General features: G+C 63.8%; 11 protein-coding genes and 1 tRNA gene. 2 read left to right on the top strand and 10 right to left on the bottom strand.

What is annotated here, in order from left to right; all coding sequences use genetic code 11:
* Nucleotides 1–162 precede the first annotated feature (162 nt).
* Complete coding sequence (locus ACE3TL_RS09685) at nt 163–819, top strand: PEPxxWA-CTERM sorting domain-containing protein (protein ID WP_374578504.1); 657 nt, start codon at nt 163–165, stop codon at nt 817–819.
* 70 nt (nt 820–889) lie between these two features.
* On the opposite strand, the gene ACE3TL_RS09680 is transcribed toward ACE3TL_RS09685, so the two are convergent.
* From ACE3TL_RS09680 to ACE3TL_RS09655, 6 genes are all read right to left on the bottom strand, one after another.
* Nucleotides 890–1,960 carry a metallophosphoesterase gene (locus tag ACE3TL_RS09680; protein ID WP_374578503.1) on the bottom strand — a complete coding sequence of 357 codons (1,071 nt, stop codon included), beginning with the start codon at nt 1,958–1,960 and terminating at the stop codon, nt 890–892.
* A gap of 115 nt (nt 1,961–2,075) precedes the next feature.
* Nucleotides 2,076–2,696 carry a hemerythrin domain-containing protein gene (locus ACE3TL_RS09675; protein WP_374578502.1) on the bottom strand — a complete coding sequence of 207 codons (621 nt, stop codon included), beginning with the start codon at nt 2,694–2,696 and terminating at the stop codon, nt 2,076–2,078.
* An 11-nt stretch (nt 2,697–2,707) separates the two neighbouring features.
* Nucleotides 2,708–4,852, bottom strand: coding sequence for a catalase (locus ACE3TL_RS09670; protein ID WP_374578501.1), 2,145 nt, complete (start codon nt 4,850–4,852; stop codon nt 2,708–2,710).
* Between the two features lie 229 nt (nt 4,853–5,081).
* A complete protein-coding gene (gene mazF, locus ACE3TL_RS09665; protein ID WP_374578499.1) occupies nt 5,082–5,414 on the bottom strand; it encodes an endoribonuclease MazF in 333 nt (110 codons plus the stop codon).
* Complete coding sequence (locus tag ACE3TL_RS09660; RefSeq protein WP_374578498.1) at nt 5,411–5,653, bottom strand: AbrB/MazE/SpoVT family DNA-binding domain-containing protein; 243 nt, start codon at nt 5,651–5,653, stop codon at nt 5,411–5,413. The genes mazF and ACE3TL_RS09660 overlap by 4 nt, the downstream gene beginning before the upstream one ends.
* 212 nt (nt 5,654–5,865) lie before the next feature.
* Nucleotides 5,866–5,936, bottom strand: a tRNA-Ser gene (locus ACE3TL_RS09655).
* 158 nt (nt 5,937–6,094) lie between these two features.
* Here ACE3TL_RS09655 and ACE3TL_RS09650 point away from each other — a divergent pair.
* Entirely contained in the window at nt 6,095–7,450 is a 1,356-nt protein-coding gene (locus ACE3TL_RS09650; protein ID WP_291398882.1) for a site-specific integrase, read from the top strand.
* Between the two features lie 58 nt (nt 7,451–7,508).
* Here the strand turns inward: ACE3TL_RS09650 and ACE3TL_RS09645 are convergent, their stop codons facing one another.
* From ACE3TL_RS09645 to ACE3TL_RS09630, 4 genes are all read right to left on the bottom strand, one after another.
* On the bottom strand, nt 7,509–8,831 hold the full coding sequence (locus tag ACE3TL_RS09645; protein ID WP_184006065.1) for a hypothetical protein: 1,323 nt from the start codon (nt 8,829–8,831) through the stop codon (nt 7,509–7,511).
* Between the two features lie 127 nt (nt 8,832–8,958).
* Nucleotides 8,959–12,462, bottom strand: coding sequence for a DEAD/DEAH box helicase (locus ACE3TL_RS09640; protein ID WP_291398883.1), 3,504 nt, complete (start codon nt 12,460–12,462; stop codon nt 8,959–8,961).
* Entirely contained in the window at nt 12,449–13,231 is a 783-nt protein-coding gene (locus tag ACE3TL_RS09635) for a DUF1837 domain-containing protein (protein WP_184006061.1), read from the bottom strand. The genes ACE3TL_RS09640 and ACE3TL_RS09635 overlap by 14 nt, the downstream gene beginning before the upstream one ends.
* Before the next feature lie 65 nt (nt 13,232–13,296).
* Entirely contained in the window at nt 13,297–14,463 is a 1,167-nt protein-coding gene (locus ACE3TL_RS09630; protein ID WP_374578497.1) for an ATP-binding protein, read from the bottom strand.
* Nucleotides 14,464–14,762: the final 299 nt, after the last annotated feature.

Here is a 14,762-nt window from a genome sequence, read left to right as displayed (position 1 = left end):
CGACATCTGTTCATCAACTGAAGCTTGGCGCTTGGAATCTCCACGCGCCGGTGAAGTTAATGTTTACTTAACGCCGCTCCTCGCGTATCGATGGTATCAGAGGTGGTTGCGCTCGGCGGCCGCCCGGCAACATATTGAGGGGCTATCCCTATGAATAAGCATATGAAGGGGGCCGCTGCTGCTGCAATCTTGAGCTTTGCCGCAGCCGGTTCGGCGCACGCTGCTATCAACGTGACGACGAGCGCAGGGGCGCCTGATCCTGGCCAGCAAGCCGGGGAAACTATCCTTTTCGACTTCGAAGCTGCGACGCCACAACTGTCCGGCGACTTTGCCTTGGTCAATGGCAGCTTGAGCGGCGTGTATGCCGCTCCGGCTGGAAATACGAGCCAATATCTGGTCGTTCCTGGCCTGCAGAACGCCAGCGGCTACGCCACCCTGGACCTCACTGGGGTGCTTGCTGGTCAGTATGTCGACACCTTCAGCTTCTACTGGGGCTCTGTCGACACCTATAACACGTTGGAACTCTACGATAAGAACAACGTGTTTATTGGAAAGGTTGAGGGCGGAACTCTGCCGCCTGCCAACGGCGACCAAGTGGACGGCAATTCCAATATCCGGGTGAACTTTGGTCTTACGGGTGCGGATCGGAATCTCGGCTATCTGAAGTTCTATTCGGATGGCAAAGCGTTCGAGCTGGATGATATCGCGTTCGCGACCAGCGCTGTTCCGGAACCAGCCACCTGGGCGATGATGATCGCGGGCTTCGGCATGGCCGGCGCGGCGATCCGTCGTCGCCGGACGACCTTCGCGGTCGCCTAAGACTCGACGACGTAGCGAAAGCGTTTTGCAAGGCCGGCGGCTTGTCCGCCGGCCTTTCTCTTTGGCGGCGTCAGTGGGTTGGAACCGGACAGTTCGGGCCGCCGGAGCCGAGGCACAGCGCCGCGCCGCCCGCCGGGATCTCGCCGGTCTTGTCCAGCACCCCGTCCAGCCGGAGATTGGCGATGCTGGGTCCGTCGGCGCCCATGGTGATCCACATCACGTGGTCGAGATAGCCGCGCGATCCGTCGAAGGCCCGCTCGCCTCCGGTCGTGCCGAGCATGATGTAGTCCTGCCCCTTACGCTCGGCGTAGGCGTAGTGGTGAAGGTGGCCGTTGAGGACGGTGTAGCGGCGCCCCTGGAGCGCCTGTTCGATGCGCCCGAAGCCGAGGCCGTCGCTGCGCGCATAGACCGGCTTGTGCATGATCGCCACGGTCCAGCGAACCTTCGGATGGTCCGCCAGCACCTTCTCGAAATAGGCGCTCTGCGCCTGGCTGATCTCGCCGGTTTTGGTCTCGCTGCGCGCGGCGTAGGGCAGCTTGCGGGCGGCGGCCAGATCGACCTTCTTCCGGGCCAGATAGGCGGTCCGCTCCCTGGAGATCTCCGCCATCTTGGCGTCGGGATAGTCCTCGGTGTCCAGGACCAGGAACAGCACGTCCTTGTAGAGGAAGTGATAGTATCGGCGGCCGTAGCGCCGCTCCCAGACCTTGCGCTGGGTGAGGTTGACCATGTCGTGATTGCCCGCGACGTGGAAGAAGGGCGCCGGGGCGCGGGCGACCATGGCGTTGAAGGCGGTCCACTGGCGTTCCAGTTCGGCCTCGTCCTCGACGCCGCCCTCGATCATGTCGCCGACGGTCATGATGAAGGCCGGGCGCAGCAGGGACAGTTCCGCGACCGCCACCTCGAACACGCCCGGCCGATAGCCCGACTCCAGGTCGGCGACGACGGCGAAGGAGAACGACTGCGGCGCATCGTCGAACCGCTCGTGCGTCCACGGCTTGGGCCCTTGCGCTATCGGGGCCTCGAAGGCTGCGGCCGGCTTGGCCGGCGGTCTGGCCTGCGCGCCGCTCGCCGACAGCGCCAGCGCCGCCGACAGGGCGAGGCCCGCCCGCCAGGCCGCTGCGGGGATCGAAAGGACGGACATGGCTGGACCTCGTTCGCCGACTGCGGCCTCGTCGCGCCCGCAAGGCTATTTCGCCCCGAGCCGGCCACGCGGACAAGCGGCAAGACGGGAGCTTCGGCCCGGCCGTCCTCGCCTTTCAGTCCTTCAGCTTGATCTTCTTCTCGACCGTGGCGGCGGCTTTCTCCGCCTTTTTCCGGCGGTTGAAGACGCGGCGCATATAGCGGACGTCGGTCGGCCTCAGATGCTGTTCGGCCGCCACGAACTGCTCCTGCTCCTCCTCGCGGATGTGATGGAGATATTCTTCCTTCAGCTCCGCAAAGCGCCGCAGCCAGCCCGGGGAGGCCATGTCGCGCGCGGCGAGATCGGCGAGCATGTCGTCGATCTCCTTGTGCTCGGCGATGGCATGGCGCGCGAAGTCGGTGGTCTCCGGATCGCGCAGCACGCTCGACCAGAGCGCCTGTTCCTCGGCGGCGGCGTGGGCCTTGAGCTCCTTGGTCAACTCCACGAACAGCGTCTCACGATCCGCGGACTTGCCCTCGGTCTCCTCGATCATCGCCAGCAGGGCGCGATGCCGGTCGTGGTCCTCCACCAGCCTTCCGAACACGTCGGGATCGCCGCGGAACCTGGTCTTCGGCGTGCTGCCGATCCGCGCGGCCAGATCGGGGGCGACGGCCTTGGCCTTTGCGATCGCGTCGGCCTTGGCGACGCGTGGGGATTTGCGCTTTGCAGCGTCGGTTTCGACAATCTGTGTCGCCATGTCGTCCTCCTTCAGGCGAGATCGCGCACCTGGGGCTCGCGCGCCCAATGCCGCGTCACGCCGACCTTCATGAAATCTTCGATGGGGACCACGCCGTCGTCCGGCTCGACGTGCGCCTTGTCGAGCAACACCTGCGCGCCCTTGCAGTGTGCGATGGTCTTGCAGTGGCCGTAGGCGTCCATGAACCACTGCACCGCCGCGCCGTCCTTGGCCAGCTTTGCAGCCTGTTCGGGCGCCAGTATGGATGCGACCGCGTCGAACAGAACCGAAGGCGATCCGGCAAGCTGCCCATCGGCCTTGAGCACGCCGCCCTTGACCTGGACGCCGCCGACCTTCGGCGCGACCAGGAAGGCCACGCCGCCCGCCTTCTCGATCTCGCCCTTGAGCCGGTCGATGGCGGCCTTGTCGGAGCCTTCCGCGAAGAGGATGCCGACCTTGCGGCCTTGCAGGGTCTGTTTCGCCTGCTTCTGGATGGAGAGCGCGTCCGAAGGTTTCATGTCGACGGGCGCGCGCGCCGCCTTCGCCGGTTCGGGAAGAGGGATGGCGAGCCCGGCGGCGACCCGGCCGGCCAGGTCTTCGTCGATGTTGCGCAGCCGCGAGACGACCCGCGCGCGGACATGCTCCAATTGCACCTTGGACAGTTCGAAGACGAGGGCCGAGGCGATATGGGCCTGCTCGCTCTCCGTCTGCGAGCGATAGAAGAGCCGCGCCTGGCTGTAGTGGTCGGCGAAGAGCTCGGCCCGCACCCGCAGCTTTTGCGAGGCGTCGTTGCGCTCGTCGTTCACCGCGAATGACGTGAAGCCGGTTTCCGGGCAAGCGCGCGGGCCGCCGGTCTCGCCGGCTTCGACCAAGCTGTTCGGCTCGTAATTGGCGCGGCCGGTGGGAACCAGCGTCTGCATCATCCCGTCGCGCTGGAAATTGTGGAACGGGCACTTGGGCGCGTTGATCGGGATCTGGTGGAAGTTGGTCGTGCCCAGCCGCGACTTCTGCGTGTCGAGATAGGAAAACAGCCGGCCTTGCAGCAGCGGATCGTTGGTGAAGTCGACGCCCGGGATCACGTTGCTCGGCAGGAAGGCGGCCTGCTCGGTCTCGGCGAAGAAATTGTCGACGTTGCGATCGAGCGTCATGCGGCCGACGATCTGGACCGGAATGTCGTCTTCGGGGATCAGCTTGGTGGCGTCGAGGACGTCGTAGGACTGCTTGGCCGCCCAGCCCTCGTCGAACACCTGCACGCCCAGGTCCCATTGCGGATAGTCACCGGCCGCGATCGCCTCGAACAGGTCGCGGCGATGGAAGTCGGGATCGGCGCCGGCGATCTTCACCGCCTCGTCCCAGCAGGTGGATTCGATGCCGAGGACCGGCTTCCAGTGGAACTTGACGAAGCGGCCTTCGCCGGCGGCGTTGACGAAGCGGAAGGTGTGGACGCCGAACCCTTCCATCATGCGGAGCGAGCGGGGGATGGCCCGGTCCGACATCGCCCACATGATCATGTGCATCGATTCCGGCATCAGGCCGATGAAGTCCCAGAAGGTATCGTGCGCCGACGCCGCCTGCGGATAGCCGCGGTCGGCCTCCATCTTCACGCTATGGACTAGGTCCGGGAACTTCATCGCATCCTGGATGAAGAACACCGGGATGTTGTTGCCCACCAGGTCCCAGTTGCCGCTGTCGGTATAGAGCTTGACGGCGAAGCCTCGAACGTCGCGCGGCGTGTCGATCGACCCTGCGCCGCCGGCCACGGTCGAGAAGCGGACGAACACCGGGCAGCGCTCGCCCTCTTTCTGGAAGATCGACGCCTTGGTCAGTTCCGGGATGGCCTTGGTGCATTCGAACACGCCATGCGCGCCCGATCCGCGGGCGTGGACGATGCGTTCGGGGATACGCTCGTGGTCGAAGTGGAAGATCTTCTCGCGCAGGACGAAGTCTTCCAGCAGCGTCGGGCCGCGTTCCCCGGCGCGCAGGCTGTTCTGGTTGTCGGAAATGCGGTGGCCGAAATTGTCGGTGAGACAGGCCGCGGCGTCCGCAGCCGCGGAGGGCGTCTGCTGGTGCAACTCGCCGCCCGCGCCGACCACGGTTTCGGGAGGCTGGCCTCCCGCGCCCGGCGCATGATCTCGAAGGGAATTGGTAAGGCTCGGCGAAACATCCGGCTTGGGCATCGCGGTTCTCCCCAATCTCTTGGCGCGCCGATGATCCAAGTCACGTCGATGTCTCGGCCGCAGCCTGAACCCTGCGCCTGCTGGGGAATGGGAACGCGTTATCCTGTCGAATGTTCCGGGCGCCGCGGCGGCGTGGGGGGCGGCGAAGCGCAAGCCTGCTGTGGGGCTGGCCGACCCTGCCGGCCACGAGCGGCCGCATCGGCCAGCGGATCGATTGCTCCTTGCTCCGTCATAACCCGATCAACGCCCTGATCTTCGCCTGGACGTCGGCCAGAACAGCCGGAGAGACCTTGCCCTTGCGGGCGGCCTTGCGCGCCCGCCAGTCCAGGCTCTTGACCTGATCGGCCAGCACCGCGCTCGGCGGCTCCTCGCTGATCACGACCTCGAACGGATAGCCCTTGATCCGCGAGGTCAGCGGGCAGCAGATCATCATGCCCCTGGCCTGGTTGTAGCGGGCGGGCGACAGCACCAGCGCCGGGCGATGACCGGCCTGCTCATGCCCGGCCTGCGGATCGAACTGGAGCCAGACGATGTCCCCGCTGTCGGGAACGTAACGGCTCACCACGCCTCGCCGCCGACAGGGCGGCCGAAGTCGATATCTTCGGGAAAGGTGTCGGGCGTCATCTTCGCCAGCAGGTCGTCGAGATCGTAGCTTGGCGCCGCCACCGGTTCGATGATCACCCGGCCGCCTTCCTCCCGCACGTCCACGGCCTGGTCCACGCGCAGGGACGCCGCCGCCATCACCGAGGCCGGGATGCGGACCGAAGCGCTATTGCCCCACTTCTTGACCTGAACGCGCATGACAAGCTCCGTGTATCGACATTCGCGATACATAAGGAGGTTCCGCTCTCTGGTAAAGCCTCAGATCGGCTCATCCTTCATCCGCACACGTCGCGTGTGCTTGGTCCACTATGGATGAGGGAGTGGACTTGTTCCGATAGCAATTCCGCCGGGAATGCTGCGCTAACGCCGCATTCGCCCGCCAATTTCCGCCGACTCTACGATTTGGAAAATGGCGCACCCGACACGATTCGAACGTGTGACCTTTGCCTTCGGAGCAATTTAGCCTGTCTATCCTAAATGCACGATAGGGCACGCTACAATGCGATATCTATCTGAAACGCCTAGACAATTCGGATTTTCATGCCGAACTGTCTATCCAGAATTTCGCTCTGATATCCATCCGGTTGCTTCCGTGGTGCTTCCGCGGAAACAGCCCCTCATCAGCGAGGGGAACCCCTCATGGCAAAGCTGACCAAACGAATCGTGGACGCTGCCGATGTTCGCGAGAAGGACTATTTCGTCTGGGACGACGAGCTGCCCGGCTTCGGTCTCCGCGTGTTCGCGTCCGGCAAGCGCAGCTATCTCATTCAATATCGCGCCGCCGGACGCACGCGACGCTATACCATCGGTCTGCATGGCGTATGGACGCCGGAGACAGCCCGGCAGGAGGCGAAGGTCCAGCTGGGGCGCGTCGCGCGCGGCGACAACCCTTCCGAAGAACGCCAGCTCGATCACAAGGCCATCACTGTCAAGGAGCTTTGCGCTCTCTACACCGCTGACCTGAACGCCGGCCTCATCTTGGGCAAAGGCGGGCGGCCGAAAAAGCCGACCACCATCGTCACCGACACTGGTCGCATCGAGCGGCACATCATTCCACTGATCGGTGCGCGCCGGGTCAAGGATCTCACCAAGGCCGACATCAACAAGGTCTTGAAGGACATCATGGCCGGCAAGACACGCGTCGCCGTCAAGACGAAGAAGTTGCGCGGCAAGGCCATCGTGCGCGGCGGCGCGGGCACGGCGACTCGAACGGTCGGTCTGCTTGGCGGCATCCTCACCTATGCCGTGGACGCCGGCATCATCGAGAGCAATCCAGCGCACGGCATCAAGAAGCCCAAGGACAATGTCCGGAATCGCCGGCTGACAGAGGCGGAGTACCGCACCCTAGGCGAGATGCTCGTGAAGGCCGCAGAAAACGAAAAGTATGCAATGACGGTCGAGATTATTCGGCAGATCGCGCTCACCGGCTGCCGCCGCTCGGAAATGATTTCGCTAATGTGGATCGAGGCCGATACCGATGCGAGTTGCATGCGCCTGGTGGACAGCAAGGAAGGCGAGTCCATTCGCCCCATCGGGCTTCCCGTCGTCGATTTCCTGGAGGAGCGCCGCAAGACCGCCACGGGCACCTATGTCTTCCCCGGCCAGGGCGAGGACAATGCCTTCGGCAGCTTCCCAAACCATTGGGAACAGATATTCAAAGACAGCCCGCTCGCCGACGTCACGCCGCACGTCCTGCGTCACAGCTTTGCCAGCATCGCCAACGACCTCGGCTTCACCGAGGTGACGATCGCGGCGCTGGTCGGCCACTCCAAGGGCTCGGTGACGAGCAAATATATTCACACGCTCGACACCGCCCTAATCATGGCCGCCGATACGATCTCCGGCTACATCCAAGGGCTGCTCGAGGGGATCGAATTCAAGCAGACGGCCTACGCACTGGATCGTGACTCTCGCCGAGCTGCGCTCGACCTCTTCCTGACCAAAGCGGTGGGAGAGCCGGCGAACGAAGCCGAAGAGCCGCGGCTTGCCGCCTAATCTACTGATGGTGTTAAGGAGCCAAAGTCCGTCGGGGCTTAGCGTATCGGTGAGCACTTCATTGCCGGACGCGATGCAGTCGAAAAAGCTTTTCGAAGAAATCGGCGATCTTCGGTTCAGCGCCATCGCCGACTAGTTCATTCGCTCCAAACCGGTAGACCTCATATCCGGCAAGGCGCAACTCACGGTCAGCCGACACCATGTCTGCATAGACCTTCAGTGACGGATGGTCGTTCTCCGAGAAGTGGTGCTTTCCATCGACCTCCAGCACGATGCGTTGTCGCCCAGGGAGAAGCAGCAGAAAATCCATGCGCTGACGTGGAAGAGGCAGGCGATGACGTAGGGTTTTCACGACGGCTGGGTCATAGTGAAGATAGACCTGCGGCAGGAGGGCCGGCAGAGCCTCGCCCAAGACGGATCGATAGGTCTTGAAGTATGTGGCGAAGAGCTTGCGTTCGGCGTCCGAGGCCAAGGATTCTTGGAGGCGCGCTCCGAGATTTGCTGCATTGGTTCCTGGTGTGAAATCGCTCCACCAAGCGACAAGTTCGGACCAGAGAAGGCCGTTCGAGCCGATCGGCCGGTCGTAGACCAGGCAGCTCTCTTCGCCTGATAGAATCACGATGTCGTTGTTGATCGCGTCGGCGAAGCCGATCTCCGGCTTCGGTCCTCGCGAGGCAAAGATCAAGTTCTTGGGGCGACCACCGACTCCGCGCACCAGAGGGCGGAAGCCGAAGATCGGGTGACCAGAAAGTTCGCCTTCCTGCGCCAGCTCGTAGCCGTCGCGTGCAAGGATGTTGTTCAGGGCGGCGACCATCTGCGCCTGCTCGTCTCCCGACCTGGAAAGGGGGTGAACGGCTTCTTCGAGCAATGCACCAAACCTGGCTCTGGAGCAGTCGAATGCGCCGATTTCACCAAACAGATATTCCACCGACCAGTCGCCGGGATTGCGATCCATATGCTGAGCGATCTGATCGCGTAGGCTGCGACCGCTGCTTCCGAGGAAGCCTTCAAGCGGCGTGGAGAGAGGGAAATAGCGTCCGACCATCTCCACCGTGCTGCGCTCGCCGGCGAGGTCATCTCCGAAGGCACGCGCGACATCTCGTCGTGTGATGTGGGTCAGAGGCGGGTCGTTTGCCTCGATGACCTTACGGCTCGCTTCGTCGAGGGCGATGTCGCCACGATGAGCGGCGAACTTAAGCGCAAAACGCGCCAGTTCCTCTCGTGTAAGGTTCGCTAGCGTCAGGTCGATGCGCTGCCGCTTTGAGAGACCCTCCGCGTTAGGCACGACCAATCCCGCGATCCGCTGCGGCTCCTCACTCAGCTGGGAGTGGGTCATCGCCTGCAGAAATCCGGCGAGAAGCCCATGAAGGTCATCTGCCACGGCCTGTTTCCTTCTCCGCCGACATGACGGCAGCGAGCAAGTCGTGGCAGGTCACGCACGCTCCCTTCGCGATGGGCGCGCGTTTCTGGTCGCCAATCCAAGCGTGGAGCAAGGCTATGGTCTCCCTTTACGCATCGGCTGTCGGCCAGCGCAGCTTTCCGCGGCCGACACGCAAGGCTTCCACTAGCCTCGTGTCGCCCGGCAAACGGCCTGAAAAGAGGCTGGGCTTGGGATCGACAGCCGGCTTCTTGAACGCGGCGACTCGCTGATAGTCGGGCGTGGCCAGCCAAGTCCGCCCATCGCCCTCGTCAGTGACGATCCGATAAAGGCCAGCACGTGGGGCGGCCGCGCTATCGAGCAGGCGCTTGTAATGTTCGACAGACCACTTCTGGATGCCGCCGCTGAGGGCTTCGGTTCGGAACCGCGCCCATAGCGCGGCCGTGTCGGGCGTCGGCCAGTCGCCGGCGTCCGTGTAGGCTGTGATCTCGTCGGATTCGAGCCAGGCCCGCATCTCGGCGGGTGTGACGAAGACTGGCTCGGCATCCTCGATCGCCGCCATGGCCGCGCGCCGTGACGGAAGGCCCGCGCGGATTAGCATCGACATCATGAATTGCGGGACGCCGGTTTCGACCGCCGCTGCGGCGCCGCCCGCCACCTTCTCCGGCGACCAGCCGAGGGACATGCGGCGGGTACGGATAGCTTCCAACGCCCAGACCAAGCGATAGGTGAAAGCCTCTTCGACCGCCCGCATGTTCTGCGGTCCGATCTTGGCGACATCATCGCCAGACACCCAACTCCGCAGGATGGCCTTCCAATTCGCCGGCAGCGCATTGGCCTTGTCGGGAATGAAGGGCCGCATGAACAGTAGACGCTCACCGAGACCGCCGAGCGCATCGACAAGCACGTCGATGTCGCCGCTCAAAGCCGCTTCGTCTGCCCGGTCGATGAGTTCGGCCAGCTCGTCGGCCATGGCGTCGATGGTGAGGCCAGCTTCAAGCCCGACGCCCATGGCGAAATGTCCGCGTCGTGCCTGCGCCGTGGTGGTCTTCCAGATGAGATCGGCGCGCGCCTCGAACACCTTCCTGTGCAACGGGGCGACGTCCTCGTCCTCGCGGGCGATCTGGCGCGCCCAGAGCGATCCCTTGAGCGCCTCGTCCAAGAGCTTCGGCAGGTCGGCGCGATCGGAATCGAGTGCTTCGATCAGACCGAACACGGTCGCATCGAGTCGTTCGACGATTTGCGAAAGCGGCTCCTCGTCAACGGTCTCCTCTTCGTCATCACCGCCGCCTTCATCGTCGTCGCCATCAGCGTCGTACTCCGCACCGGCCGCCAGGCGCTCGGCGACCGCGGCTTCCTCCTCGGGCGATCGCCAGGCTTCGCGGGCATTGGCGAGATATTCCCAAGCGTCGTCGCGATCCAGGACACCTTCACGGGACAGGCGCTCAAGGATCTCGGCGACAATCTGGATGAGGCCGCTCTTCAGCGTGCGGGCCTTGGCGGAGGCGACCAGCTTTCGCCACTCCTTCTTTCGCCAGTCAATCTTGTCGAACATGACGTGGACGATGAGGCCTTCGACGTCCACGAAGGCGCGCCCGGCGCGGCCGGCGACGTTCGCGAACTCCTCGCCTTTGATCTTCTCGGACGCCCGATACAGCGCTGGCACCAACAGGACCGCGGCGTTGAGGTTGAGGCCCTGCGATAGCGTCGGCGACGCGACGATGACTTTCAGGATACCCTCGGACAACAGGGCTTCCAGCTCGCGCAGAAACGGGCTCGGCAGCCGGCCGTGGTGGATGGCAACGCCCGCCTTCAGGCAGGCAACGGCGGGATGGTCTTCGCCCAGCCATTCCTTTCCAACCTCCAGAGCGCGGGCGATCGACGCCTCATCCTCCAGCAGCGAGTCCAGATAGCCGCGCTTGCAAAGGTCCACGACTTGTTTGCCGTAGCTCTCGACCCAATTCGCCTGGGTGGAAAAGATCAGGGTCCGCTTGCCCTGGCCGGCGAATTCCCATGCCGCGAACATGGCGAGGTGCGAGTTCTTGCGCGGATAGGGCTTCTTCTCTTTCCCACGCGCCGGTTTCTGCACGACGAATTTGTCGAGGAACGGGCCATCGTCGTCGAGGTCGAGCCGAAGCAGCGCGTCCTTGCCCCGCCAGGTGAGTACGCCGAACCGCTGCCGCGTGGGGCGCCAGTCGGAACGCACTGGCTCGCCCGGCTCGTCGGAGCGTATCCATGCGGTGAGATCGTCGAGTTCGTCGCCGCTAGGCAGAATCGCGGAGAGGCAGACAATCCGGCGTTCGCCCGCGTCCGCGCGCCGAAGCAGGCGTTGCACCAGCGTCTCGTACCGGATTTCGCGCTCTGTCGGGCCGATCATGTGGCCTTCGTCGAGGACGATCAGGCCGACATCATCGATCAGTGACGGGTCGCTTCTTAGCGCGAAGTCGAGCTTCTCGGGCGTCGCGATGATGATTTCGCGGGAGCGCAAGGCGTCTTCATCGCCGGCCGAAAGGCCGCTGGCGCCGTAAAGCGAGGAGACGCTGAAGCCGAGGGGCGCGAAGGTCTTTCTGAAAGATCGCTCGGTCTGCGCCGACAAGGCGCGCAGCGGCGTGACGATCAACACCCGGCGCGCCGATGACAGGGTCATCAGTGCGGCGATCTCAGCCACCCGCGTCTTGCCGGCGCTGGTTGGCAAAGCGACGACCAGATCGTCAGTGACATCTGTTGAACGCTGGGCCGCTTCGCGCTGCGATGGCCATAGCTCCACCTCGGAAGTCTTGCGCGCGTAGAGCGACGAGATGAACAGTCGGCGTAGGTCCGGGTATTTTTCCTCCGTCCCCTCTGGCGGCTCGGTCGGCAGATTCTGGTGCAGCGAATGCTGCCAAAGATCGTCGATCAGATGGCGGCAGAGGTTCGATATCCACCACAGCGGAACATTTTCCGCGTTGTCTGCCAGGCTGACCGCGGTGGCGAGTAACGCCCGTGCGCTCTCGATCGGCTCGGGCTCGCCCGTCTCGAGCGCGAAGTCAAAATGCGCCAAGGCACGGCAGATCGTCGTGTTGAGGATGGTCGAAAGCGCCTCGTCAACATCCGGTTCTTCGCCCCGTAGCGCCTCGGCGATCTGCTCATCGCCGTGAGCCTCGTCGTCCAACCACTGGCGAACGAAGCCACGCAATTGGCCGAGATCGCGCAGGATCAGGTGTCGGATCGCCGTCTCGCCCGGCGAGGCATTGAGATCGTCCGCAGTCTCGTTGAAGAGCGAATACGCGACGGCTGAGAAACCGGCGAGGTGATAGGCTGCGGCGGCGATGGTGCGACGGAAACCACGGTCCGGCGACTCCGGGTCGCCGTTGCGCACCAAGGCTTCGAAGGCGTTGGCAGCACGCTCGAACGCTTTGCTGGTCAGATCCGAAGCGCCAGCCTGAGCACGCAAGGCCATCGCGCCGCGAAGCAGGGCGAAGCCGTGTTCGGCGAGATCGGTTTCGATTGTCGCACCGAGGGGCGGCGCATTCGCCGGCAGCACGCCCGCCTCACGCATCAGCGACCACGCTGCACCGCGATAAAGGAGGCGCCCGAGGATGCCGTCGACGGTCGCGGCCGCCAGGAACGCGGTCAGTTCGTCAATCGTCTCCAAGGTCTTCCGCCTCCTGGTACATGGCCGCGATGAAGTCCTGGTGATCTTCCACGTGGATGTTCACGACGTAATGGTCTCGATTGGTTCCCGTGGCGTCGAGGTCCTCTTTCAGCGAAGCGTGCGGGCCATTGCCCGACACGGTGAAGAGCATGTGGTCGATGCGATCGGCGCGGAGGGACTTCACGCCCACCTCGTCACGGAGGCTACGGCCCAGCGCGTTGTCGTCCGGATCGTTGCTCTCCAGCAGCCGGTTGGCAACGAACAGCAGGGAGTCGGGCGTGCAGCGGCCTTTATCGCGGTTGAGCACCTTGCGAGCGCTCGTGACTGTGGCCTTGCCGAGTACCTTGTTGCTCTTGGCTTCGCCTTTCAGAAGCCAGAGCTTCTCGCCGGCCCCATCGTATCCGGCGCCGATGAAGTCGTCGCCGCGCATGGCCATGTTGCGGCCGTCCTTATAGCGGAGGCGGCGCACGGGGACGCGCAGGCCAATCTCTTCCTCGACCAGTTCCGTCGCAAGAATCTCGCCGAGATCGCCGGAGCGGCCTTTGGCGGTTTGCGGCATCGCCTCACTGAGAATCGTAGCCGCGACCTTGTATCCGAGCCGCTCGACGTCTTCGGCGATGCGTTCGAGCCGATCGTAGTGCGAGCGGATAGTCTCGGCGAGGTCTTCGCGAATCTCGTCGCGGCCGCCATCCTTCTCGACATAAGTCCAGTAGCGTTTGCGCTTGTCTTTTTCTTTGGTGGCGTCGCACCACCTCTCATACAATCCCACGCCGTCCCCCCGCTACCATCATTGCGCTGCACAGTTCGATCAGTTGGTGATCTCTGCGCATGCGCTCAATTCCACAGACACGACAGTGGCGCCGCCGCCAGCCGGTCGCCGAACGGCACGACGTCTGCGCTGTCATAAAGGACCACACCGAAGGCAAAGCGATCCCCGCACGCCTCGGCCAGTGCCCGAAGGCCGGCGAAGTCGCCGGCCTTTACCGTGGCGCTCGCCTTCACCTCGATCCCGACGATCATGCCGTCATCGCGCTCAAGCACGATATCCACCTCGCGCATGTCCCGGTCCCGGAAATGATGCGGCGTCAGTCGCAGATCCGAGGCGCTCATCAGCTTCAGCACTTCCGAGAAGACGAAGCTTTCCAAGAGCGCGCCGAATGTGCTGCGATCGGCCTTCACCCTGTCGAAGGTGAGCCCGCGCACGGTCGCCAACAAGCCGGAGTCGAGAAAGTGCAGCTTGGGCGTCTTGACGATGCGCTTCAGCGCGTTGGTGAACCACGGCTGCACTGTCGTGATCAGGAACACCTGTTCGAGCAGTCCGACATAACGCTGCCCCGTCTTGTGGGTGACGTTGATGCCGGCGGCGAACTGCGAATAATTGACCAACTGTCCCGAGTGCTCGGCCAGTAGCCGCACGAATTTCGGAAGCTCGGTCAGTTTCTCCACGTCGGCGATGTCGCGCAGATCGCGCGTCAGGATCGACGTGAGATAGGAGCGTAACCAGTCCTGTCGCCGTCGCTCATTGTCGCGACTGATCGCCTCCGGAAACCCTCCGACCAGGACGAGTTGGACCAGATCGTCACCGACGATCGCGTCCCGCTGGCTTTGGGGCTTTCCCTCGAAAAGGTGCTCGAGGAAAGTCGGCGTCCGGCCTTCGATCTCGGCCCTGGCCAGCGGCAGCATCTGGATGGTCTCCATCCGTCCGGCCAGGCTGTCGGCGATCCGCGGCAGGGTCAGCACGTTTGCCGATCCCGTCAGCAGGAATCGTCCAGGCCGATAGTCCTCGTCGATCGTCTTCTTGATCGCCAGCAGCAGGTCGGGCGCGCGCTGGATCTCGTCGATGATGGCCTGGTCCGTTCCCCTGATGAAGCCGGCCGGATCGGATTGGGCCGCCGCGAGAACCGTCTGATCGTCCAGCGTGATATAGGTTCGGCCGGCGTCGCCCATCTTGCGGACGAGCGTGGTCTTGCCCGCCCGGCGCGGCCCCACGATGAGGACCACCGGGGTATCCGAAAGGGCTTCTTCCGCCCGTCGCTCTACAAACCGTCCGAACATACCAGCTCCGAATCCAGCTAATCGGGATTATTGGGCCCGGCTGTTTGGGAGTCAATGATCCGCTAATTGGGAGTGATTGGACCGCAATCTGGGAGGCTTGAAGGGGAAGGCCTTCCCCTGCGGCCGAGCCCAAGGTCTCGGCCGATCCCTTCACTCATGTCCATTTGTCAAGCGATGAGGCAGCCGTAAGCGCCCGGCCGGAGGGCCAGGCGCTTTTCGTTGGAGTCCATACGCAGGGTCGGAGG

It is taken from the genome of Phenylobacterium sp. (genome assembly GCF_041920015.1).
Lineage (GTDB): Bacteria > Pseudomonadota > Alphaproteobacteria > Caulobacterales > Caulobacteraceae > Phenylobacterium.
This window is presented reverse-complemented; position numbering and strand designations above follow the sequence as displayed.

Bases quoted from the DNA above. Each gene is read 5' to 3' on its own strand.
- ACE3TL_RS09680 (WP_374578503.1), bottom strand. From the start codon at position 1,960: ATGTCCGTCCTTTCGATCCCCGCAGCGGCCTGGCGGGCGGGCCTCGCC.
- ACE3TL_RS09660 (WP_374578498.1), bottom strand. From the start codon at position 5,653: ATGCGCGTTCAGGTCAAGAAGTGGGGCAATAGCGCTTCGGTCCGCATC.
- ACE3TL_RS09675 (WP_374578502.1), bottom strand. From the start codon at position 2,696: ATGGCGACACAGATTGTCGAAACCGACGCTGCAAAGCGCAAATCCCCA.
- ACE3TL_RS09685 (WP_374578504.1), top strand. From the start codon at position 163: ATGAAGGGGGCCGCTGCTGCTGCAATCTTGAGCTTTGCCGCAGCCGGT.
- ACE3TL_RS09670 (WP_374578501.1), bottom strand. From the start codon at position 4,852: ATGCCCAAGCCGGATGTTTCGCCGAGCCTTACCAATTCCCTTCGAGAT.
- ACE3TL_RS09650 (WP_291398882.1), top strand. From the start codon at position 6,095: ATGGCAAAGCTGACCAAACGAATCGTGGACGCTGCCGATGTTCGCGAG.